A 22,953-nucleotide genomic window follows, 5' to 3' on the forward strand; every position below is an offset into this window, starting at 1 on the left:
CGGCAACCCCCGCGCGCACGATAGCTGCACCAGTGCCCACGGGATCGCCGCGGCACCACTATCCTCGAACCATGTGTTCTCCCAGTGCCACGCTGACGGTGTGGGCGGGCTCGTGGCTGGCGGGCCGCAGCGCGCCCGACGACGTGCTGGACGCGTTGCGTGCCTGGTCGCCGCAGCACAGTGTCGCCGCCGGTGACCCGCTGACCGGCGGACGGACGGGACTGCCGTGGCCCTCGGCCGAGCCGCTGGAGGCCGGCACCGGAATCATGGTCCTGCTCAAGGTCATTCGCGAGGCGATGGCCGAGCCGGGGGCGCAGATGCGGCTGGTGCTGCCGGTGCCGGGCGATGCGCGCGGATTGCCGGTGGGCACCGAATTCGCCACGGCGGCAATGGATGCCGAGGAGGGCGTGATCGCCGGCGTACCCGGCGGCGAGGGCGTGGCGCTGGTGCCGCAGTGGACCGACGAGGAATCGCTGCAGTGGACCGTATTCCACACCCCGGTTCCGGTGCCCGCACCGGATATGGCGCTCGGCGAGGCCGAGTACGCGATGCGGGAGGCGGTTCGCGAGGCCGCGGAGGCCCTGATGCGGTTACACACCACCGCGGTCGGCGGTGACGACGATCCGCGAGAGTTGATCGAGGCCGAACTGGCCGCCTGCTCGCGCCACATCTATCCCGACTCGGCGCCGCTGCGGGCCCGCCGCATCCTCGATTCGGCCGACCATGTGGCCGCGATCCTCACCGTGGCCCAGCAGACGGCCCCCTCCTCCCCCAGTTCGGCCAGCGCCGTGCAGGCCCAGGAGACGCTGCTGCGACCGCTGTGGAACGCCCTGCGCGCCGCCCGCCTGTCCGCGGTGAACGCGGCGGCCGGCCCGCGCTAGGTCGCGGCCTCGCCCGTAGGCGGCTCGGGCAGATTCAGTTCGTAGTCGTTGTAGCGCCCGCACACTCGCATGCCGATCCGGGCCAGTGCCGCGCGCAGGGCCTCGTCGTCGAATTCGAACACCCGCAGCATGGTGATGTCGGGCATCACGGCGCGCAGTTCGGCTACCACCGCACCGAAGGCGGCGGTCAGCAGATCGGCGTCGGCCTCGCGATGGGCGAAACCCTCCTCGGCGCTGATGTAGGCCTCGGCGCCACCGGCGAAGGTCGTGATCGTGGTGATCGGTTCCGTCGCCGACCGGGCCGAGAGCACGGTGGTGAGCAGCACCCGGCCCGGCGGGTCGGCCGATTCGGCGAGGGTGTGCACCAGCCGCTGCAGCGGCGCGCTGGTGTCCGGGACGGGAGGCCAGGTGAGGTCCAGCTCCCACAGCCGCGCGTATTCGTCGACCCGCCGCGCACCCAGTTCGACCGCGGCCCGGCCGGACGGCCCGATATCGGTGCCCTGCCAGCGCAACACCCGGTATCCGGCGGCGGTGGCCCGGCGCACGGCCTCGGCGGTCAGCCGGCAGACCATCTCGGTTTCGTCCGCCTGCGGTTCGGACTCGTCGGCACGGCCCAGGTACAGCGAGTGCACGAGGCGCTGCGCGGACACCGCCTGCACCCACGCCTCACCCAGGCCGGCATCGCGCAATTCCGCCCAGCCCAGCAGCTCACCGCCGCCGCGGGCCGCGATCACGCCTAGCAGATCGGCGGTGCCGTCGGCGACGGAGATATCTTCGAGCAGGGGCAACCCGGTGCGGCCCGCCAATTCGGCGGCCAGCCGCAAACCCGTTCCCGGATGCTGGTCCCACTCCAGCGCGATGTCCACCTCCGCACAATAGCGGTGAATTAGCTGATCGCAGCCAGTTACCGCGCGAAACGTCGGCGACCGGCCGGCGGGATCAATGCTTGCGCACCACCGGATCGCCGGCCGCCGCGTGACGGCGCAGAGAGATCCCGGCGATACCCGGGGCGGCACCGGCGAATTCGCTCCACCTCGTCATAGTCGTACGGTAGAACTTTCGGCGGGCACGTCATACAGCATCGAGGTCGTCATGAAGATTTCTCCGCGCCGGGCGGCGGGCGCCGTCGCCGCCGCGCTCGCCTGCGCCCTGGTTCCGCCGGCCGGGGCGCACGCCGTGGTCGGCGGTGCCCCGGTCGACGCCGCCGACTATCCGTGGCTGGCGGCCATCGGCACGCCGGTCTACGCGACGCGGCCCGGCGGGCAGTTCTGCGCCGGCGCCCTGATCGCCCCCGACCGGGTACTCACGGCCGCCCATTGCGGGGCCTTGGCCCGCACACTGCCGGGAACGACGGTGACCTTCGGCCGCACCGATGTCGCCGGGCACGGCGGGGTCACCGTCGGAATCGCCGACGTCCGCATCGACCCGGATTTCCGGGTGTCGCTGTTCGGCACCGATCTGAGCTATCACCACGCTGTCGCCGTGCTGGTCCTGAGCGCACCGGTCGCCGTGCCGACCGTGGCTGTGGGGGCGCCCCACGGGGATACGGCGACGGTGGTCGGCTGGGGCGCCACCTCCGAGGACGACCAGTCCAACACCGTGCTGCGGGCGGCGACGGTGCCGCTGGTGTCCGACGCTGCCTGCGCGGGCGCCTACGCCGCCGAATTCGATCCGGCCGAGGCCGTGTGCGCGGGCTCCCCCGCCGCCGACACCGCTGAATTCGACAGCGGGGGACCACTGTTGGTGGACGGCAAGGTCGCCGGCATCACCTCGTGGGGTAAGGGTGCGGCCGAACCCGGATTCCCCGGTGTGTATGCGCGGGTGCCCGCACTCGACTTCTGATCACCGCGGTCGGAGTCATCGCACCCGGACCGGCTGGGCGGGCGCGACCGGGCGGAACGAATCCGGATCGGCGGCCTCCCAGTCGGCGCGCCAGCTCGCCGGCGGATGGACGAGCAACTCCCCGGGCGCGAGCCATTCGTAGAGTTCGGCGTACGACCGGATCTCGTTGGCCGCCACCTTCTTCCGCAGCATGTGGGTATCGAGTTCGGCGGGGTCGTGCACGCCCATCGAGGCCATCATCTGCATCGCCTGGCGCACCGTGGCCTCCTGATACCGCTGCACCCGCTCGGCCTTGTCGGCAACGTCGAGGGCGCGGGCACGCCGCGGATCCTGGGTCGCGACGCCGACCGGGCACTGATTGGTGTGACAGCGCTGGGACTGGATGCATCCGACCGCCATCATCATCGCCCGGGCGGCATTGGTGAAGTCCGCGCCCTGCACCAATCGCTTGACGATATCGGTGCCGGTGGCCACCTTTCCGCTGGCTCCCAATCGGATCCGATCCCGCAGTCCCGTTCCGACGAGTGCGTTGTGCACCGTCATCAGCCCGTCGGTCAGCGGGAGGCCCACGTGGTCCTCGTATTCCAGCGGTGCGGCCGCCGTACCGCCCTCGGCGCCGTCGACGACGATGAAATCGGGTGCGGTCCCCTCGGCGATCATCGCCTTGCAGATCGCCAGGACGTCCGTGCGGGACCCGACGCACAATTTGAACCCGATGGGCTTGCCGCCGGACAACTCGCGCAGGCGGACGATGAAGCGGATCAATTCGCGCGGGGTGTGGAATTCCGAATGCGACGGCGGGCTGACGCATTTCTCGTGTGCGGGCACCCCGCGATAGCGGGCGATCTCCTCGCTCACCTTCGCGGCCGGCAGAACTCCGCCGAGTCCGGGTTTCGCGCCCTGACTCAACTTCACCGAGATCGCCTTCACCTGGTCGTAGCCGGCCTTCTCGGCGAACTGTTCCGGATCGAAATGACCGTCGCGGGTGCGGGTGCCGAAGTAGGCCGAACCGATCTCCCACACCAGATCCGCACCGCCCTCCAGATGGAACGGCGTCAGCCCGCCCTCCCCGGTGTCGTGCGCGAAACCGCCACGGGCGGCGCCGATGTTCAACGCGCGCAGCGCATTCCCCGACAGTGCGCCGAAACTCATCGCCGAGACGTTCAGCAGCGACATGGCATAGGGCTGCCGGCAGTCCGGGCCGCCGACCAGCACGCGCGGGGGCTGCTCGGGTTCCGGGAGCGCGGCCACCGAATGGACGAGGAATTCGTAGCCGACCGCCTCGATATCGCGCTCGGTTCCATAGGACAGTTCGCCGTGGATCCCCTTGGCGCGCTCGTAGATCATCGTCCGCACGTCACGGTCGAAGGGGCGGCCGTCGAAATTCCGCTCGATGAAATACTGCTGCAGTTCGGGCCGGATACTTTCCAGCAGATAGCGCATATGCCCCAGCAACGGATAGTTGCGCAGGATTGAATGCCGGCGCTGCACCAGATCGTAGGCGCCGACGAGAACGAGCAATCCCGCGCCGACGGCGAGGATCCACCAGGCCCACGAACCGATCGCCGCGATGACGCCCAGGACGACCACCGCCACCGTGAGCAGACCGAAGAGGAAGAATCGCGTCATCGCCCCACCGCCACCTTTCGCACAGGGGTCCTCGCCACCGAGCACGACACCGCGGGACTCCGGCCCGCGCACACCCTACCGTTCATATCGGGGGCATACCCGCTCGGCGGCGGTTACTTTCGGCGGCGCACCGGTTCGCAGCATCCGGGTGCGCAGATCGCCCCGTTGCGGGTGCAACCGTATCCCGGAACCGTGCCCGAGCGCCGGGGTTCGTTCCCGTCGAGATGCTCGCCGACCAGTTCGGCAACCATCCGGGCGAAGCGCGGATCCGGGCCGGGAGTGGCGGCGCGGGCGAAGGCCATACCCAGTTCGGCGGCCTTCTCGGCGGCCTCGTTGTCCAAGTCCCAGACGACCTCGAGGTGATCGGACACGAAGCCGACCGGGCAGACCACGACGGCCTCGACGCCCTTGCCGGACAACGCTTCCAGATGGTCGACGATGTCGGGATCCAGCCACGGCACCTGCGGCGGTCCCGAACGCGACTGCCACACCAGGTCGAAATCGTCGAAACCCGTTGCCGCGGCACACAATCGGGCAGCCTCGGCAACCTGGCGGCTGTAGAGGTGACCGCCGTCGGCGGGCGGTCCGGCCGCGACGTCGGCGGCGACCGGAATGGAATGGGCGGTGAACACCAGCCGGGCGCGGTCGCGCGAGTCGGCCGGAAGTTCGCGCACCGCCGCGCGCACGGCATCGGCGAAGGAGTCGATCAGCAGCGGATGATCGAAGTACTGCCGCAGTTTGGTCAGTTCCGGCGCACCCTCGACCGCGGCGCGGGCACGCTCGATGTCCTCGTCGTACTGGCGGCACCCCGAATATCCGCCCCACGCCGAGGTCGGGAACACCAGGGCGTGGCCGATGCCGTCTGCGCGCATGGTGGCGACCGTTTCCTCGATCATCGGATGCCAGTTGCGATTACCGAAGTACACCGGCAGATCCACTGCACGCGCGGCGAATTCGGCCTCGATCGCGGCGATCAGTTCACGGTTGAGCGCATTGATCGGCGAGACGCCACCGAAGTGCAGATAGTGCTGGGCCACCTCGTCGAGGCGTTCGCGTGGCACACCCCGGCCCCGGGTGACGTTCTCCAGGAACGGCATCACGTCCTCGGGGCGTTCGGGACCGCCGAAAGACAGCAGGAGCAGTGCGTCGACGGTCCCGGTCACGACTGATTACCTCCGGGCTCTCAGTTGGCCGACCAGTTCTCCGGGAACCAGGTGTTGTGGCTGGCACCGCCGTCGACGTAGATGATCGAACCGGTGGTGCCGGGCAGCCAGTCCGACAGCAGGGTGACGATCGACTTGGCGACCACGGTCGGGTCGTCGACGTCCCAGCCGATCGGCGAGGCGCCGTCCCAGTAGGTGTTGAGCATGTTCAGCTGCTTGGCGTCGTCGGTGGCGGTCCCGGCGATCGCCTTCGCGGCGAGGGTCTTGATCGGGCCCGCGGCGACCAGGTTGGAGCGAACCCGCTTGGCCTCGCCCACCTCTCGCGCCACATAGCGGTTCACCGACTCCAGCGCGGCCTTGGCCACACCCATCCAGTTGTAGAAGGGCATCGCGGTGCGCGGATCGAAGTCCATGCCCACGATCGAGCCACCCTCGTTCATCGCGGGCAGCACCGCGCGCGCCAGCGAGGCGTAGCTCCACGCGGAGATCTCGAAGGCCTTGGCGGCGTCGGCGCCCGGGCCGTCGAGGAACGGCAGCGCGTCGGGGCCCATCAGGGTGCGCGGTGCGAAGGCGATGGAGTGCAGCACGCCATCGATGCCCTCGGGTGCGAGTTCGCGCACCTTGTCGGCGAGACCGGCGAGGTCGTCCTCGTTGGTGACGTCGAGGCCGATCGCGGGTGCGATTTCCTGCGGCAGGCGCTTGGCGATGCGGTCGATCAGGCGCAGCCGCTCGGGGATACCGGTGATGATCACCTTCGCGCCCTGCTCCTGCGCCACCTTGGCGGCGTGGAAGGCGATCGACGAATCGGTGATGATGCCGGTGATCAGGACGGTTTTACCGTCCAGGATTCCGCTCATGGGTGGTGAATTCTCCTCGGGAAACTCGGATGGGAAGTCGGCGGGGGCTCGGTAGCCGGTTGCTCAGTGGCCCATGCCCATGCCGCCGTCGACGGGCAGGATCGCACCGCTGATGTAGGACGCGTCATCGGAGGCCAGGAAGCTGATCGCCGCGGCGACCTCTTCCGGCTGGCCGATGCGGGCCGCGGGAATGACCTTCAGCGCCATCTCGCGCATGTCCTCGGTCATCTCTTCCCGGGTCATATCGGTGTCGATGAAGCCGGGCGCCACCACGTTGGCGGTGATGTTGCGTGAGCCGATCTCGCGGGTGATCGCGCGGGCCATACCGACCAGACCGGCCTTGGCCGCCGCATAGTTCACCTGGCCGGGGCCACCCATCTGCCCCACGACCGAGCCGAGGAAGATGATGCGGCCGAAGCGGGCCCGCAGCATCGCCCGGTTGGCGCGCTTGGCGCAGCGCCACGCGCCGGTGAGGTTGGCGTCGATGACGCGGGTGAACTGCTCCTCGCTCATCCGCATGAGCAGGGTGTTGTCGACGATGCCGGCGTTGGCCACCAGCACCTCGACCGGGCCGTGCTTGGCCTCGATCTCACTGAAGGCCGCATCGATCGAATCCGCGTCCGTCACATCGCATTTCACGCCCAGAAGACCTTCCGGCGCGCCCGATCCACGATGGGTGACGGCAACCTTGTGCCCGTCGGCGGCCAGCCGCTGGGCCACCGCGAGACCGATACCGCGGTTGCCACCGGTCACCAGGACCGATCGGGAAGTGAAGTTCGACATGAATGTCAACCTATCTGTTCGAGTTCGACTGTCGTGGCCGGGTTGCGCGGTACCCGTTATGGCAGGCGTTGACGATAGACCAAACCGCTCACCACACCCGCAGCGGTCAGCAGCAGACCCAGGAGCAGCCACGGCCGGCTGGCATCACCCATCTGCATCTCGTAGCCGATCTGCTTGTCCAGGGTGTCGTAGACGGCGCTGAGTTCTTCCAGCGTGGAAGCGGTGTAGAAGTCGCCGCCGGAGATCTTGGCAATCTCGCGCAAGGAGTCGTCGTCGACCGGAACCCGGACGCGCTGCGACCCCTTGCCGTCCTGATCCGGAATCTCGACCGAACCCCAGGTGGTGCCGAAGGAGATGGTCGACACCGGGATGCTCTTCTGCTTGGCGACCCGCGCCGCGACGAAGCCGTGGCGGGGATTGTCGACGTCCTTGTCGTCGGGCACGGTCTGCTTGCCGTCGGACATCAGCACGATGCGTGCCGGGGGCGGCGTCTGCGCCCCGCCCAGCACCGAGGCGAGCGTGTCGATGGCCTGCAGGGCGCTGAAGATGCCCTCACCGGTGGCGGTGCGTTCGGCGAGCTTCATATTGTTGATCGCCGCCTTCATCGCCTCCCGGTTGGTCGTCGGTGAGACCTGCACCGATGCGGTGCCGGCGAAGGTCACCAAGCCCAGGTTGATGCCCGGGGTGAGACCGTCCACGAAATCGGTCGCGGCCTTCTTCGCGACCTGGATCCGGGACGGCGGCACATCGGTGGCCTCCATCGACAACGACACGTCGATCACCAGCATGACCGTGGCCCGGTTGCGCGGTACCTTCTCCGCCGCCTGCGGACCCGCCGCGGCGACCGTCAGCAGAGCCAGGCCCACCAGCATCAGCGCCACCGGCGCGTGCCGCCAGTTGCTGGGACGCTTGGGCGCCACTCTTTCGAGGGTCTCCATGTTGGAGAACCGCAGCATGTGCCGTTTGCGCCGCCGCTGGACCAGCACGTAGAGCAGCGCGATCGCGGCGACGACGATGAGGAATGCCAGCCAGATCGCGGACGTGAAATGCGAAATACTCACTGTCGGGGCACCCGCCCGGTCGGGGCGCCGAAGGTGTGGCGCCGAGTGGACACGAAACGGACCACGTCGGCGATCCAGTCACGATCGGTGCGCAGCGTCATCACGGGCGCGCCGCAACTGCGCAACGCCGCCTCGACCTGTTCGCGATGCTGCTGGGCAGCACGGCCGAAATCGGCGCGCAGGGTGGGAGTGACGGTGAATTCGCGGGTGCGGCCGGTTTCGGGATCGTGGAGCACCACGTCACCGACATCGGGCAGATCCAGATCCAGCGGATCGAGGATCTCCACACCGAGCAGATCGTGACGGCCGGAGATCGCGCGCAGCGAACGCTGCCAGTCGATCTCGCCGAGGAAGTCCGAAATGACAACGGCCAGACCGCGTTTGCGTTGCGGCCGGCGCAGCGATTCGATGGCGCCGCGCAGATCGCCGCGTACGCCGTCGCTCGCATGGGGGGTGGTCGCGATGCTGCGCAGCAGGGACTGGGCGTGCACCCGGCCGGTGCGGGCCGGAATCCGGTACAGCCGTTCGCCGTTGGCGACGACCGCGCCGACCCGGTTGCCGCCGCCGCTGGTCAGATGCGTCACCGCGGCAGCCGCCGCGACCACCAGATCACGCTTCTGGCACAGCGCGGTGCCGAAGTCCAGACTGGCCGACAGGTCGACCACCAGCCAGGTCTCGAGTTCCCGGTCGGCGATCATCTGCCGCACGTGCGGATGAGTGGTGCGGGCGGTGACCGACCAATCCATCTGGCGCACATCGTCACCCGGCTGATACATCCGCGCGTCCCCGGGTTCGGACCCGGGGCCGGGGATCAGGCCGAGATGATCGCCGTGCAGCACGCCGTCGAGGCGGCGGCGCACCGTCAGTTCCAGAGTTTTCAGCGCCGCCGACAATCGCGGATCGCGCAGATCTCCGGACCGGAACGACGGCGGGGCGCTGTCGGGGTGAGCGGGGACGTGAGCTGAGTTCGTCACTGGCGCAACCGAATCCGATGCCCCGCTCACTGGCGCTGCGGCTGCCCGGCGCCCTGACCGTTCTGCGGCTGACCGGCCGGATGCGGGGCGATGGGCTGCGGCGCGGCAGCCTGCGGGCCCGGAGCCGGCATCGGCGCGGGACCGCCCTGGGCGGGTGCGTTGGCCTGGGTGGCGACCTGCGGCAGGCCGACGGTCTGCAGCACCCGGCGGATCACGTCGTCGGGGCTGACCTCGTCGGCGAGGGCGTCGTAGGACAGCACGAGACGATGGCGCAGCACATCCGGAACCACCTCGACGACGTCTTGCGGCACCACGTAATCACGGCCGCGGATCAGCGCGACCGCGCGGGCGGCGGCGATGATGCCGAGGCTGGCACGCGGCGAGGCGCCGTAGGCGATCCAGCCCGCGACGTCGTCCAGCCCGAATTCGGCCGGCTTGCGGGTCGCGGCGATGACGCGCACGACGTAGTCGACCAGCGCGTGGTGGACGAAGGTGTTGGCGGCCAGTTTCTGCAGCCGGATCAGTTCGGCCGGCTCGAGGATCCGCTTGGGCTCCGGCGGGGTCACACCCATCCGGTAGATGATCTCGCGCTCCTCCTCGACCGTCGGATAGTCGACGACGACCTTGAACAGGAAGCGGTCGCGCTGCGCCTCGGGCAGCGGGTACACGCCCTCGCTCTCGATCGGGTTCTGGGTCGCCATGACCAGAAACGGATCGGGCATCGGGTAGGTCTTGCCGCCGATCGACACGTGCCGCTCGGCCATGACCTCGAGCAGTGCCGACTGCACCTTCGCGGGCGCGCGGTTGATCTCGTCGGCGAGGACGAAGTTGGCGACGACCGGGCCGAGTTCGGTATCGAATTCCTCGCGGCCCTGCCGGTAGATGCGGGTACCGATCAGGTCGGTGGGCACCAGGTCGGGGGTGAACTGCACGCGCGAGAAACTGCCGCCGACCACCTTCGCGAAGGTCTCCACCGCCAGCGTCTTGGCGATACCGGGCACACCCTCGAGCAGCACGTGCCCGCGAGCCAGAACGCCGACGAGCAGCCGCTCGACCAACCGGTCCTGACCGACGATGACCCGTTTGACTTCGTAGATCGCCTTCTCCAGGGTCGCGACGTCACGCTCCAAAGTGCCCGAGGCGGCCTCCGCCTGCTTCACCGCACTCCCAGCGCTCACATCGTCCGTCGAAGTCACCAAACTCCCCGCTTTCGCTTCGGTCTCCATGCGTGCCGCCCCAACTATTCCAGGTATCGAGCAAGATTGCCGCAACTGGGCTCGCACAATGTCGCGGGCCAGGCCTTCCGGGCGGATCGGAAGGCACTCGACGGTGTCCGGAATGCGCTGATTCCGAATTGCCGTGTCGCGGCGGGTGGCCGCGGCGGGATCAGCCCACCGCGGCCAGATATTCGGCGTAGAACAGCGCCAGCCCCACCGCGGCCGCGATACCCGCGAGCAGCCAGAATCTGATGATCACCGTGGTTTCGGGCCAGCCGCCGAGTTCGAAATGGTGATGGAACGGCGCCATCTTGAACAACCGGTTGCGGGTGGTGCGGAATACCGCGATCTGCAACGCCACGGACAGAATTTCGGCGAAGAACAACGCGCCCACGACCACCATCAGCAATTCGGTGCGGGTGGTGATCGAGATTCCGGCCAGCAGCCCGCCCAGGGCCAGCGACCCGGTATCACCCATGAAGATCTTGGCCGGATTGGCATTCCACCACAGGAATCCGATGCAGGCGGCGCCGCCGGCCGCGCACACCACGGCCAGGTCGAGCGGGTCACGCACGCTGTAGCAGCCCGGAAGCGCGTGGGCGGCACAGGAATTGGTGTACTGCCAGAAGGTGACGATGACGTAGGCGCCCAGCGCGAAACCCATCGATCCCGCGGCCAGGCCGTCCAGCCCGTCGGTGATGTTCACGGCGTTGGACCAGGCGACCACCACGAAGCAGACCGCCAGCAGGAAGACCACCAGCGGGAAGGCCACCGTGGGCCAGTCCCGCACATACGACACCTGCCGGCCGGCCGGGGTCAGCCCGGTGCTGCCGGGAAAGCGCAGCGCCAGGATTCCGAAGATCACGGCCGAGCCGATCTGCCCGATGTACTTGCCCGTCGCGGTCAGGCCCAGATTGCGATGCTTGCGGATCTTGATGAAGTCGTCGAGGAAGCCGACGAAGCCCAGCGCGGTGGCCATGCCGAGCACCAGTAGCCCGGACGCCGACGGGCCGTCGGCGTCGTAGCGCAGGCCGATCAGGTGCGAACCCAGATAACCGGCCCACAACCCCGCCACGATGGCGATGCCGCCCATGGTGGGCGTACCCCGTTTGGCCTGGTGACTCTGCGGTCCCTCGACGCGGATCTGCTGGCCGAGATTCCGGCGTGCGAACAACCTGATCAGCAACGGCGTCACGGTGATCGAGACCGCGAGTGCGATCGCCGCCGAGAACAGGATCTGCCTCATCAATACCCCAACTACTGCCGAACTCTCGGCTCGTGCCGAACGGACCGGCACGATATGTGCCGATTCGCATGGTAGCCAAGATCATTCGGAGGTGCGTCAGGTGATCAGGCGAATCGCGTACGGCATGATGCCGCCCTCGCGCACCGGCGAAATCTTCACGACGTCACCGGATTCGGGCGCCTCGATCATCTTGCCGTCGCCCAGGTACAGCGCGACGTGCTCGCTGCCGTTGGACCCCCAGAACAGCATGTCGCCGCGCTCGCGCTGGGCGACCTTGACCCGGGTGCCCATCGTGTACTGGTAGCCGCTGTAGTGCGGCAGGGAGATGCCGACACCGGCGAAGGCGTAGATCATCAGGCCCGAGCAGTCGAAGCCCACCTTGTTGTAGTCGCCGTAGGAATCGGCCACGCCGCCGTCGTGGATGCCCTTGGTGGGCCCGTCCTCGTCGCCGCCGCCCCAGGCGTAGGTGACGCCGAGTTGCGACATCGCGCGGTCGACGACCGTCTCGATCAGTTCGGAGCGGCTGCCGCTGGGCCGGCTGGGGGTCGACATCGACCGGCGCGGCGGCGGTGCGTTGTCCAACTGGGTGTGCGGCCGCTTGCCCGCGCCGAGTTCGGCGGCGCGGTCCTGCGCGGCCTGATCGGCGGCGGCGCGCGCCGCGGCGGCGGTCGCTGCGGCTTGGGCGGCGGCGACTTCGGCCCGGCGCCGGCGATCCCAGGCCAGGTAGGCGTCGCGCTGGCCCTGCAGTCCGGTCACAGTGGCCCGCGCCTGGTCGAGTTGCTGCTGGGCCGAATCCCGCTGGGCCATCAGCGCATCGCGCTTCTGCGCCTGTTCGTCGAGAGCGGCCTTGGCGGCGGCGACCGCGGCCTGCGCCTGCTGCCGCTTCTGATCGGCCTCGTCCGCGGCCGTGTCGGCGGCCTTCTTGGCCTGGCGGGCGGCGGAATCCTTGTTGGCCTGTTCGACCTGCGCGCGGCGCAGGCCGTCGATGGCGGCCTGCTGGTTCTTCGACGCCATGCCGAGCAGATCGGCGCGGTCGAGCGCGGAGGCCGGATCGGAGCCGGCCAGGTAGTTCACCATCGACGTCGAACCCGGGTGCGTGTAGGCGTCGACGGCGAATTCGTCGAATTTGCCCTGCGCCTGGTTCAGCTGAGTGCCGGCGGACTGCAGATCACGCTGGGTGGCGGCGACCGTCGCCGCGGCCGCGTCGGCGGCGTCACGGGCGTTCTGCAGATCCACCAGCGCCTTGTTCACGGCTTCCCGCTTGCCGGCGACCTCGGTATCGAGCTGGGCCAGCTGCTGGTCGGCGGTGGCGACCTGATTGATCAGACCGCTGACCTGATTCACCCCCGCATCGACCTGCGCGCCCGCCGCGGCGATATCGCCGTCGCTCGGATTCGGAGGTGGCGGCGGCACCGCGGCCACCAGCGGAGCTGTCACCGTCAGCGCGAACCCACATAAGAGCAACCCCGCAGCGACCTTCGCGGCACCCCCGGACCGCCTCGCTGATATTCGCATCACACCTCCCTGATCCCGCTGCGGCTCCCGGCGAGCACCAGATTCGCCAGGACTGCGCTGGGCGACCGATCGAGGCGTCGCCGCACGAGCACCAACGGTCCATCTGCCCTCGAGGGACGCTGGAGGCCCATGTGACACTTCTTCCCCAAGAGTGTCACCTCGAAACCGTACGACACTTCTTTCACAGAGGAAACATCGGACGACAAATCACAGGGGAGTAATTTCCGGTTTGCTAAAAATTCACTAACCGTGAATAGGGGTTTCGGGAGCAAACCAAACCGGTCGTTCAGTTTCGTCCCGCGAATCGCGACTTATCCCTCGAATCGGGCATCGCGCCGAGGTGGTGGCTAGTTTCCGGCGACCGCCGCGGGGCACCTCGCGACACGCCGAGGACAGCCGCCGGAGACGGCTAGCGAGAGGGCACCGGCGGATTCGGCGGGGCATCGGCGGCCACCGCCGCCCGCTCCCGCGACGCCCGCCGGGACTTGATGTAGTACAGGCCCCCGATGGTCAGCACGGTGCCGGCCAGCACAACTCCCGTGATCGCGGTCCAGGACACCTTTTCCGGCGTCTCCAGCCGATCGACGAAGATCTGCGCGGCCGTCGCGGTGTGCCCGCCCTGATACTTGGCCTTGTCCTCGGCCCACTCCAGCCGCGCGCGGTTGATCGAATCGCTGTAGGTGCCGATCCAGTCGTCGCTGAACACCACGACCGTGCCGTGTTCACTCTTGCCGAGGGTGGTCGCCAGGTCGCGCAGATCCGAATCGCGGCCCGGATTTCCCTTCACGACCACGATGTTCAACTCGATGCCGTGCGCGCGAGCCTGATCAGCGATCTCGGCGAGCTTGTCCTGATTCTTGGATTCGGGCGCGGCTACGTGGTTGTCGGCCAGATCCAGCACGATGGCGTCGACGTCGGTATCCGGCGGTAGCTCCGCGGCCATGGGGGTGAAAACCGAGGCATACGAGACGGTCATCTTCCATCCGGTCTTGTCGAGCCGCCGACTCCAGCGACGGGCGTCCAACACTTTCACGTGATCAACACACACCTGGCCGGCACACCGGAGGGGACAACTCCGGCGGGGCCTTCGAGCACAGTACGCGACGGGGGCATCATGGATGGCGGCACGCCGCGCCGTACGTGCCCCGCATGCTTCATAGGACAAGCGTACTGTTAGAGTTCGGAAGTACGAGGCGCGCAGCCCGAAACGCGTCCTCGACGACAGCCGCCGGCGCAGCCCCGCCGGTGGCCACCCTACGGGGCCCGCACGCGCCCCGATCGGAACACCGACGAGTGGAGCTGAACGTATGACAAGTATCGATACATTCGGCGCCAAGGGCACCCTCGAGGTCGGAAGCAACTCCTACGAGATCTTCCGCCTCTCGGCCGTGCCCGGCACCGAGAAGCTGCCCTACGCCCTGAAGGTCCTGGCGGAGAACCTGCTCCGCACCGAGGACGGCGCCAACATCACCGCCGACCACATCCGCGCCATCGCCAACTGGGATCCGTCGGCGGAGCCGAGTATCGAGATCCAGTTCACCCCCGCCCGCGTGATCATGCAGGACTTCACCGGCGTGCCCTGTGTGGTCGACCTGGCCACCATGCGTGAGGCCGTCACCGCCCTGGGCGGCGACCCGAACAAGGTCAACCCGCTCTCCCCCGCCGACATGGTCATCGACCACTCGGTCATCCTCGACGTCTTCGGCCGCGCCGACGCCCTCGAGCGCAACGTCGACCTCGAATACCAGCGCAACGGCGAGCGTTACCAGTTCCTGCGCTGGGGCCAGGGCGCGTTCGACGACTTCAAGGTCGTCCCCCCGGGCACCGGCATCGTGCACCAGGTCAACATCGAGTACCTGGCCCCGACCGTCATGACCCGCAACGGGCAGGCCTACCCGGACACCTGCGTCGGCACCGACTCGCACACCACCATGGTCAACGGCCTGGGCGTGCTGGGCTGGGGCGTCGGCGGTATCGAGGCCGAGGCCGCGATGCTGGGCCAGCCGGTCTCCATGCTCATCCCGCGCGTGGTCGGCTTCAAGCTCACCGGCGAGATCCAGCCGGGCGTCACCGCCACCGACGTCGTGCTCACCGTCACCGACATGCTGCGCAAGCACGGTGTGGTGGGCAAGTTCGTCGAGTTCTACGGCGCCGGTGTGGCCGAGGTGCCGCTGGCCAACCGCGCCACCCTGGGCAACATGAGCCCCGAATTCGGTTCCACCGCAGCGATCTTCCCGATCGACGGGGAGACCATCAACTACCTGCGTCTGACCGGTCGCTCCGACGAGCAGCTGGCCCTGGTCGAGGCCTACGCCAAGGAACAGGGCATGTGGCACGACGCCGCGCACGAGCCCGCCTACTCGGAGTACCTCGAGCTCGACCTGAGCACCGTGGTGCCCTCGATCGCCGGCCCGAAGCGCCCGCAGGACCGCATCCTGCTCAGCGAGTCGAAGGCGGCGTTCCGCTCCGACATCACCGACTACGTCACCGGTGACTACAACGGACTCGACGAGGGCGTCGAGGAGACCTTCCCCGCCTCGGATCCGGTCTCGGTCTCGGCCGGCGCCGCCAACGAGAGCTACGCCCCCGCCCATTCGGCGGCCAACGGTGCGCAAGGCCGGCCGTCCAAGCCGGTCAAGGTGGTGTCCGAGGACCGCAGTGAGTTTGTTCTCGATCACGGCGCGGTCGTGGTCGCGGGTATCACCTCCTGCACCAACACCTCCAACCCGTCGGTCATGATCGGTGCGGCGCTGCTGGCCCGCAACGCGGTCGAGAAGGGCCTGTCCAGCAAGCCGTGGGTCAAGACCAACATGGCCCCGGGTTCGCAGGTCGTCTCCGACTACTACGAGAAGGCCGGCCTGTGGCCGTACCTGGAGAAGCTGGGCTTCTACCTCGGTGGTTACGGCTGCACCACCTGCATCGGCAACACCGGCCCGCTGCCGGAGGAGATCTCCAAGGCCGTCAACGACAACGACCTGTCGGTCACCGCCGTGCTGTCGGGCAACCGCAACTTCGAGGGTCGCATCTCCCCCGACGTGAAGATGAACTACCTGGCCTCCCCGCCGCTGGTCATCGCCTACGCCCTGGCCGGCACGATGGACTTCGACTTCGAGAAGGACGCGCTGGGTCAGGACACGGACGGCAACGACGTGTTCCTGCGCGACATCTGGCCCTCCGCCCAGGAGATCGACGACACCATCAAGTCGGCGATCAGCCAGGACATGTTCCGCAAGTCCTACGCCGACGTCTTCAAGGGCGACGAGCGCTGGCGCAACCTCGACACCCCGTCCGGTGACACCTTCGCCTGGGACGAGAACTCCACCTACGTCCGCAAGGCGCCGTACTTCGACGGGATGGAACTCGAGCCGGCCCCGGTCGAGGACATCAAGGGCGCCCGCGTGCTGGCCCTGCTGGGTGATTCGGTCACCACCGACCACATCTCCCCGGCCGGTCCGATCAAGCCGGGCACCCCGGCCGCGCAGTACCTCGATTCGCACGGCGTCGAGCGCAAGGACTACAACTCCCTGGGCTCGCGGCGCGGCAACCACGAGGTGATGATCCGCGGCACGTTCGCCAACATCCGGCTGCGCAACCAGTTGCTCGACGACGTCTCGGGTGGCTACACCCGCGACTTCACCCAGGACGGTGGCCCGCAGGCGTTCATCTACGACGCCTCGCAGAACTACCAGAAGGCCGGCATCCCGCTGGTCGTGCTGGGCGGTAAGGAGTACGGCTCGGGTTCCTCGCGCGACTGGGCGGCCAAGGGCACCCGTCTGCTGGGCGTCAAGGCCGTCATCACCGAGTCGTTCGAGCGCATCCACCGCTCCAACCTGATCGGCATGGGCGTCATCCCGCTGCAGTTCCCGGCGGGTGAGTCGGCCGCGTCGCTGGGCCTGGACGGCACCGAGGTGTTCGACATCGAGGGCATCACCAAGCTCAACGAGGGCGCCACGCCGAAGACCCTGAAGGTCACCGCGACCAAGGAGAACGGCGAGAAGGTCACCTTCGACGCGGTTGTGCGCATCGACACCCCCGGTGAAGCCGACTACTACCGCAACGGCGGCATCCTGCAGTTCGTGCTGCGCAACATGATTCGCGGCTGATATCCCGCACCACGCGGTGCGGCGTCGTGCCGCGCCCGGCGACCGTTCGGATCGCCGGGCCGGTACGAACAGCGTTGCGCCGCCGCAGGATCTACGCGTCCATGCTCGTACTGTGAGAACCCCCGCGCCGGATCGTCCCGGCGCGGGGGTCCGTGCATTCCCCGCTGGAGGAGCCCATGCCCAAGGTCAGTGACGATCACCTCGCCGCCCGGCGCAGCCAGATTCTGGACGGGGCGCGGCGGTGTTTCGCCGAATTCGGGTACGAGGGTGCGACCGTCCGCCGTCTGGAAGAGGCGATCGGCTTGTCCCGCGGCGCGATCTTCCATCATTTCCGGGACAAGGACGCCCTGTTCCTGGCCCTCGCCCAGGAGGATGCCGGACGGATGGCCGAGGTCGCGGCCAACGAGGGCATCGTGCAGGTCATGCGGGAGATGCTCGACAATCCCGCACAGTACAACTGGCTGGGCACCCGCCTCGAGATCGCCCGGCGTCTGCGCACCGATCCCGAATTCGCCGCCGGCTGGACCCAGCGTTCGGCCGAACTCACCGCGGCCACCCTGGCCCGGCTGGAACGCCGCAAGGCGGCGGGCGCGCTGCGCGACGACGTGCCCACCGATGTGCTGCTCGGCTATCTCGATCTCGTGCTCGACGGGCTCATCGCCCGCATCGCCTCCGGCCACGTGAACGAAAACCTCACGGCCGTACTCGATCTCGTGGAGGCGTCGGTCCGCCGCCGCGACTGACCGCCCGCGATACGCGCCCGTGCCCCGTGCCGGATTCGTCGTACCATGTGCTGATGATCATGGGGCGGGGACGACGAGACGGACATATCGGCGGGACTTGGTGCACCCCACTACATACGGTGGTCGTGCTGTCGATCGCCGTGCTGGTCGCGGCCTGCGGCGGTGCTGCCGCACCGCAGGATCCCTATCTCTGGCTCGAGGAACTCGACAGCCCGCGCGTGCAGGCGTGGGTCGGCGATCAGAATCGGCGGACCCTCGATGTGCTCGAACACGATTCGCGCTACGCCGACAATCTCGCGCAGGCGACGGCGCTGGCGAAGACGTCCGACCGGATCCCGATGCCGCGCTTCGAGGACGGCACCGTCGAGAACTTCTGGCAGGACGGTGACCACAAACGCGGCATCTGGCGCGAAACGACGAATCCCGATTACGAAGCGCCGCAACCGAACTGGACCACCCTGCTCGACCTCGACGAGCTGTCGCGAGCCGAGGGCAGGAACTGGGTCTGGCGCGGCGCCGACTGCGACCCGGTCACCCATCGCCGGTGCCTGATCAGTCTGTCCGACGGCGGCGAGGACGCCGTCTCGGTTCGCGAATTCGACCGCAGCACAAGGCAGTTCGTGCCCGACGGGTTCGCGGTGCCGCGCGGCAAGGTGGACCTCACGTTCAGCGACGAGAACACGGTGCTGATCGCGCGGGAATGGCAGCCGGGCGAGATGACGGTCTCCGGCTACCCGTACGTCGTCCGGCAGTGGCGCCGCGGCCAACCTCTCGACGCGGCAACCGAACTCACGCGGGGCGACCGGACCGATCAGCTGTCGACCGCGCCGGTCGTGCTGGACAACGGCGCCGGGCGGCGGCTCGATCTCGTCGTGCGCGGCCGGACCTTCTTCGAACACGACGTCGAACTACTCACCGCGACCGGCCCGCTACGGACCGCGCTCCCGGCGAAATCGGACTTCGCCGGTATGGTCGGCAACCACCTGCTGGTGTCGCTGCAGCAGGACTGGGTTCTCGGCGCGACGACCTATCCGGCAGGTGCCCTGGTATCGGTGGACGCCGATCGACTGACCACCGATCCGGACCGTCCGCAGGTGACACCGGTCTACCTCCCGGGTCCGGCGGAGAGTCTGAGCGGTGTGCAGACCACACGCGACCACGCCGTGGTCACGTCGCTGAACGACGTACGTGGTCGCGCCACCGTCTACACACCACGCCCGGACGGAACCTGGTCGGGGACGCCGGTGCCGTTGCCGGACAACGCGACCGTCGACACCGTCACCGCCGATCCGACGGGCGAGCACGCCTATCTCTCGGTGACCTCGTTCCTCGTTCCGACCACACTGTGGAGCGTGGACACCGCCACCGGCACGGCCCGGCAGGTGAAAAGCACACCGCCGCAGTTCGATTCGTCCCGCTATGTGGTCGAACAGCAGAAGGCGACCTCGGCCGACGGCACCGCGGTGCCGTATTTTGTGGTGCATGCGGCCGATATGGCGTTCGACGGCTCGAACCCCACCCTGATGAACGCCTACGGTGGCTTCGGGATATCGCAGACTCCCGCGTATCAGGCGACGCTCGGCCGGCTCTGGCTCGAGCACGGCGGCGTCTTCGTCCTGGCGAACATTCGCGGCGGCGGCGAATTCGGTCCCGCCTGGCACGAGGCCGCGCGCACCACCCGGCGACAGCGGGCGTTCGACGATTTCGCCGCGGTCGGCAAGGATCTGGTGGCGCGGGGCGTGACCACCTCGCGGCGGCTCGGCATCCAGGGCGGCTCCAACGGCGGGCTGCTCATGGGGGTCGAATTCGTCCAGCATCCGCAGATGTGGAACGCGGTCGACATCCAGATACCACTGCTGGACATGATGCGCTACGAGAAGATCGCCGCGGGCGCCTCCTGGGTGGACGAGTACGGCAGCGTCGACGATCCCGCTCAGCGCGCGTTTCTCGAATCCATCTCGCCGTACGGGCAATTGCGGCGCGGTGCGCAGTATCCGGAACCCTTCGTCTGGACCACGACCAAGGACGACCGGGTGGGCCCACAGCACGCCCGCAAGTTCGCCGCGCGGCTGGCCGAATTCGGCGATCCGTATCTGTTCTACGAGGCGGGCGAGGGCGGCCACGGCGCCGGCGCCGACCGGGAGGAACAGGCCCGAACCAGCGCGCTCGAGTACACCTATCTGATGCGGCGACTGATGTAGCCGCCGCGATGCGGTGACCGATCCCACGCCCGATCCGGAAATACCCGGAACAGGGTGGCGGTTCGCCCCGGTATGACCTTTTCTGTGCCCGTCACCGTCCGCGGATACGAACTCGACGTCAACGGCCATCTCAACCAGGCCGTGTACCACCAGTACGCCGAGCACGCCCGCTGGGAGGTGCTGCGCGCGGCCGGACTGGTCCCGGACAAGATGCGGCTGTCCGGACTCGGCCCGGTGGTCCTGGAATCGACCGTCAAGTATCGGCGGGAACTGCATCTGGGCGACGAGATCACCGTGACCTGCGCATGCCGCTGGGGCGAGGGCAAGGCGTTCTGGATGGACCAGCAGATCCGCAAGCTCGACGGCACCGTCTCCGCGGAGTTCTCCGTCGTGCTGGGGCTGATGGATCTCGACGCGCGCAAACTCGTGTCGAACCCGAGTCAGCGGTTCCTGGAACTCGCCGAATCCCCCGATGTGCTCGGTCTGTGAGGCGTTGACAGCTCAACCGAATCGCTTTCGGCGATAGCGTTTTCCACGCCCGGACCCCGGCACCGGGTTTGCACCGGAATTCTTTCGTTGCGAACCGGCCGGGCACCGCGGCGGGCTATGATCCAGATCACGCTCGACTTCCGGGGCAAATCGCGAGCAGATCGGAGTCCAGCCCATGAACGATGCCGGCCGCCAGGTACCCGGACACACCCGGCCGCGCCCGAAACCCCGCCACCCGGCGCCACCGCTGGCCGGCCGCCTGGTCGCCGAATCTCGCGACACCATCAGCGTCCGGGTCGCCGAGGGCATCTGGACCCTCGATCGCGACGACGTCCTCCAGCTGCGCGACGAATCGCCGGATTCCGGCACTGCGGAACGCGCGGTCCTCGTCTGGATACGGCCCGGCGCCACAGCCGATTTCACGCAGCGGCGGCGCATTCAGCTCACCGAACGCCCGCTGACGCTGCCGCCCCGGCCCAGCCCTGCCGTCGGTGACGAGCTGCTGGCTCGCCTGACCGATCAGTGGGCGCGCAAGCTCGACGTCGCACCCTCCCGGGGGGCCGCCGGCGCGACGGTGAGCTACAGCCAGACTCGCAGCGGCGGGGGCAGCGACGACGGCACCGCCTGCGACAGCCTGGACTGAGGGGCCGTTTCGATGAGTGCCCGGTCGCCGGGTGCCGTGCTGATCGTCGCCGAGAGCGACGATCTGCACGCCGACGCGATGGGCTCGATGCTGCGGAATATGTACGGGCTCACTCCGATTCGTCTGGATATGCGCGATTTTCCGCGCGAATGCGGCAGTTTCCGGCTCGACCGCGCCGGCGCCGCTCGCTCGATGTCGCATATCGCCGGTCTCGACGATGTGACCGCCGTCTGGTGGCGCCGTCCCCGGCCGTGCCGGGTGCCCGGCGGTTTCCTCGACGGCGACGACGATTTCCGGCAGGCCGAATGCGACGGGTTCCTGCAGGGTCTGCTGTGGTCGATCCCGGCGGTCTGGGTCAACGATCCCGGCGCCGACCGCACCGCCACCCGCAAAATCGTGCAGCTCGACACCGCCCGGCGCAGCGGTTTCGCCATCCCGGAAACGTTGATCACCAACGATCCCGACGAGGCCCGCAGTTTCGTCGTTTCCCGCGGCGGGTCGGTGATCTACAAACGGACCGGTACCGGCCGCGCGGAATTCTCCGAAACGCGCATCGTGAGCCGCGAGGATCTCGGCCGATTCGACACCATCCGCTCGGCGCCGACCACCTTCCAGGACTATGTCGAAGCCGAGTGCGATCTGCGGGTGGTGTGGATCGACGGCGTCGAGTGGGCGGTGCGGATCGACTCGCAATCCGGTGCGGGATGGGTGGATTCGCGCCTCGACACCTCGGTGGCCTTCACCCGCGAGCGACTGCCCGCCTCGGTGAGCAAGTCGCTGACCACGCTGATGGGCGCGCTCGGACTGGTGTTCGGCGTGCTCGACATCAGGCTCGGGCTCGACGGCGAGTACTACTTTCTGGAGGTGAACCCGCAGGGGCAGTTCGCCTACCTGGAGATCAAGACCGGGCTGCCGATCTTCGCCAGTCTCGCCCAGTTCCTCGTCCACGGTGAGGCGATGGTGTCGGGCTGACCGGCATCACGATCGGTCGAGGTCGGCCAGCAGGATGCGCGCGATCCGGTCCAGTTCGCCGCGGTCGCGCGCCGACAATCCGGACAGCAGGCGCGTCTCGTTGTCGGTGTGTGCCGTGACGACCTCGTCGACGCGGGCGCGGCCGGCCTCGGTCAGGGCGACCCGGACCGCGCGGCGGTCGGCGCGATCGGCGATGCGTCGCACCAGTCCGGCCGATTCCAGGCGGTCCAGGCGGCCGGTCATTCCGGCGCGCGACAACATCAACGTGTCGGCCAGGACCGACGGGGTCAGTTCGAACGGTTCACCCGAACGACGCAGTGCCGCAAGCACATCGAACTCGCCGCGCTGCAGCCCGTGCGCGGTGAACACCGCGTCGATCTCGCGTTCGGCGAGGACGTACAGGCGGCCGAGGCGGCCGAGCACCGCCATCGCCGTGAGATCCAGGTCGGGCCGTTCCCGCTCCCACTGCGCCACGATCGCATCCACCGCATCGGTCTGTCGTCCAGCCATGGACACATACTATTCGACGGGATATAGTTCGGTAGCGAACTATCCGATAGCGAACTACTTGGGAGATCCGATGACCACCGAACCCCGCATTCCCGCCGCCGTCATCCAGCCCGCCGAGGCCGAG

20 protein-coding genes are annotated in these 22,953 nt (G+C 68.3%); 8 read left to right on the forward strand and 12 right to left on the reverse strand.

Annotation, left to right across the window (positions count from 1 at the left end; all coding sequences use genetic code 11):
- Window positions 1-71 precede the first annotated feature (71 nt).
- Window positions 72-881: a hypothetical protein gene (locus C8258_RS00200; protein WP_063014828.1), complete on the forward strand. Its 810-nt coding sequence runs from the start codon at window positions 72-74 to the stop codon at window positions 879-881.
- Here C8258_RS00200 and C8258_RS00205 read toward each other — a convergent pair.
- Complete coding sequence (locus tag C8258_RS00205; protein ID WP_106953341.1) at window positions 878-1,747, reverse strand: hypothetical protein; 870 nt, start codon at window positions 1,745-1,747, stop codon at window positions 878-880. The genes C8258_RS00200 and C8258_RS00205 overlap by 4 nt on opposite strands.
- A 226-nt stretch (window positions 1,748-1,973) precedes the next feature.
- Here C8258_RS00205 and C8258_RS00210 point away from each other — a divergent pair, with 226 nt between their 5' ends.
- A complete protein-coding gene (locus C8258_RS00210; RefSeq protein WP_106953342.1) occupies window positions 1,974-2,723 on the forward strand; it encodes a trypsin-like serine protease in 750 nt (249 codons plus the stop codon).
- Window positions 2,724-2,738: 15 nt separating this feature from the next.
- On the opposite strand, the gene C8258_RS00215 is transcribed toward C8258_RS00210, so the two are convergent.
- From C8258_RS00215 to C8258_RS00260, 10 genes are all read right to left on the reverse strand, one after another.
- Window positions 2,739-4,352 (reverse strand): FMN-binding glutamate synthase family protein, encoded by a 1,614-nt coding sequence (locus C8258_RS00215; protein WP_106953343.1) that lies wholly within the window; start codon window positions 4,350-4,352, stop codon window positions 2,739-2,741.
- A gap of 113 nt (window positions 4,353-4,465) precedes the next feature.
- Window positions 4,466-5,515: a ferrochelatase gene (locus C8258_RS00220; RefSeq protein ID WP_106953344.1), complete on the reverse strand. Its 1,050-nt coding sequence runs from the start codon at window positions 5,513-5,515 to the stop codon at window positions 4,466-4,468.
- Window positions 5,516-5,535: 20 nt separating this feature from the next.
- Complete coding sequence (gene inhA / locus C8258_RS00225) at window positions 5,536-6,372, reverse strand: NADH-dependent enoyl-ACP reductase InhA (RefSeq protein ID WP_036502325.1); 837 nt, start codon at window positions 6,370-6,372, stop codon at window positions 5,536-5,538.
- A gap of 63 nt (window positions 6,373-6,435) precedes the next feature.
- Window positions 6,436-7,155 (reverse strand): 3-oxoacyl-ACP reductase FabG1, encoded by a 720-nt coding sequence (gene fabG1 / locus C8258_RS00230; protein ID WP_106953345.1) that lies wholly within the window; start codon window positions 7,153-7,155, stop codon window positions 6,436-6,438.
- A gap of 56 nt (window positions 7,156-7,211) precedes the next feature.
- Window positions 7,212-8,216 (reverse strand): VWA domain-containing protein, encoded by a 1,005-nt coding sequence (locus tag C8258_RS00235; RefSeq protein ID WP_036502329.1) that lies wholly within the window; start codon window positions 8,214-8,216, stop codon window positions 7,212-7,214.
- Window positions 8,213-9,190, reverse strand: a complete 978-nt coding sequence (locus tag C8258_RS00240; protein ID WP_036502331.1) for a DUF58 domain-containing protein — start codon at window positions 9,188-9,190, stop codon at window positions 8,213-8,215. Before C8258_RS00240 ends, C8258_RS00235 begins: the two co-directional genes overlap by 4 nt.
- A 26-nt stretch (window positions 9,191-9,216) precedes the next feature.
- Window positions 9,217-10,386, reverse strand: a complete 1,170-nt coding sequence (locus C8258_RS00245; RefSeq protein WP_051024680.1) for an AAA family ATPase — start codon at window positions 10,384-10,386, stop codon at window positions 9,217-9,219.
- A gap of 190 nt (window positions 10,387-10,576) precedes the next feature.
- Window positions 10,577-11,653 (reverse strand): phospho-N-acetylmuramoyl-pentapeptide-transferase, encoded by a 1,077-nt coding sequence (gene mraY / locus C8258_RS00250; RefSeq protein ID WP_106953346.1) that lies wholly within the window; start codon window positions 11,651-11,653, stop codon window positions 10,577-10,579.
- A 96-nt stretch (window positions 11,654-11,749) separates the two neighbouring features.
- Window positions 11,750-13,168, reverse strand: a complete 1,419-nt coding sequence (locus C8258_RS00255) for an NlpC/P60 family protein (RefSeq protein ID WP_106953347.1) — start codon at window positions 13,166-13,168, stop codon at window positions 11,750-11,752.
- Window positions 13,169-13,577: 409 nt separating this feature from the next.
- On the reverse strand, window positions 13,578-14,201 hold the full coding sequence (locus C8258_RS00260; protein ID WP_233224794.1) for a DUF6676 family protein: 624 nt from the start codon (window positions 14,199-14,201) through the stop codon (window positions 13,578-13,580).
- 274 nt (window positions 14,202-14,475) lie between these two features.
- Here C8258_RS00260 and acnA point away from each other — a divergent pair, with 274 nt between their 5' ends.
- The 6 genes from acnA to C8258_RS00290 all read left to right on the forward strand — a co-directional run bounded on the left by acnA (window position 14,476) and on the right by C8258_RS00290 (window position 22,319).
- A complete protein-coding gene (acnA, locus tag C8258_RS00265) occupies window positions 14,476-17,271 on the forward strand; it encodes an aconitate hydratase AcnA (protein WP_106953348.1) in 2,796 nt (931 codons plus the stop codon).
- A gap of 176 nt (window positions 17,272-17,447) precedes the next feature.
- A complete protein-coding gene (locus C8258_RS00270; protein ID WP_036502387.1) occupies window positions 17,448-18,014 on the forward strand; it encodes a TetR/AcrR family transcriptional regulator in 567 nt (188 codons plus the stop codon).
- A gap of 53 nt (window positions 18,015-18,067) precedes the next feature.
- Window positions 18,068-20,215 carry a prolyl oligopeptidase family protein gene (locus tag C8258_RS00275; protein WP_233224795.1) on the forward strand — a complete coding sequence of 716 codons (2,148 nt, stop codon included), beginning with the start codon at window positions 18,068-18,070 and terminating at the stop codon, window positions 20,213-20,215.
- A 72-nt stretch (window positions 20,216-20,287) separates the two neighbouring features.
- The gene (locus C8258_RS00280; RefSeq protein WP_106953349.1) at window positions 20,288-20,704 is read left to right on the forward strand and encodes a thioesterase family protein; all 417 of its coding nucleotides are present in this window, start codon (window positions 20,288-20,290) and stop codon (window positions 20,702-20,704) included.
- Between the two features lie 175 nt (window positions 20,705-20,879).
- The gene (locus tag C8258_RS00285; RefSeq protein ID WP_199195518.1) at window positions 20,880-21,347 is read left to right on the forward strand and encodes a hypothetical protein; all 468 of its coding nucleotides are present in this window, start codon (window positions 20,880-20,882) and stop codon (window positions 21,345-21,347) included.
- A 12-nt stretch (window positions 21,348-21,359) separates the two neighbouring features.
- Complete coding sequence (locus C8258_RS00290) at window positions 21,360-22,319, forward strand: hypothetical protein (RefSeq protein ID WP_106953350.1); 960 nt, start codon at window positions 21,360-21,362, stop codon at window positions 22,317-22,319.
- A gap of 6 nt (window positions 22,320-22,325) precedes the next feature.
- Here the strand turns inward: C8258_RS00290 and C8258_RS00295 are convergent, their stop codons facing one another.
- The gene (locus tag C8258_RS00295) at window positions 22,326-22,829 is read right to left on the reverse strand and encodes a MarR family winged helix-turn-helix transcriptional regulator (protein WP_174372308.1); all 504 of its coding nucleotides are present in this window, start codon (window positions 22,827-22,829) and stop codon (window positions 22,326-22,328) included.
- Window positions 22,830-22,953: the final 124 nt, after the last annotated feature.

The sequence above is a fragment of the Nocardia sp. MDA0666 genome (genome assembly GCF_003023875.1).
Taxonomy (GTDB): Bacteria; Actinomycetota; Actinomycetes; order Mycobacteriales; family Mycobacteriaceae; genus Nocardia; species Nocardia aobensis.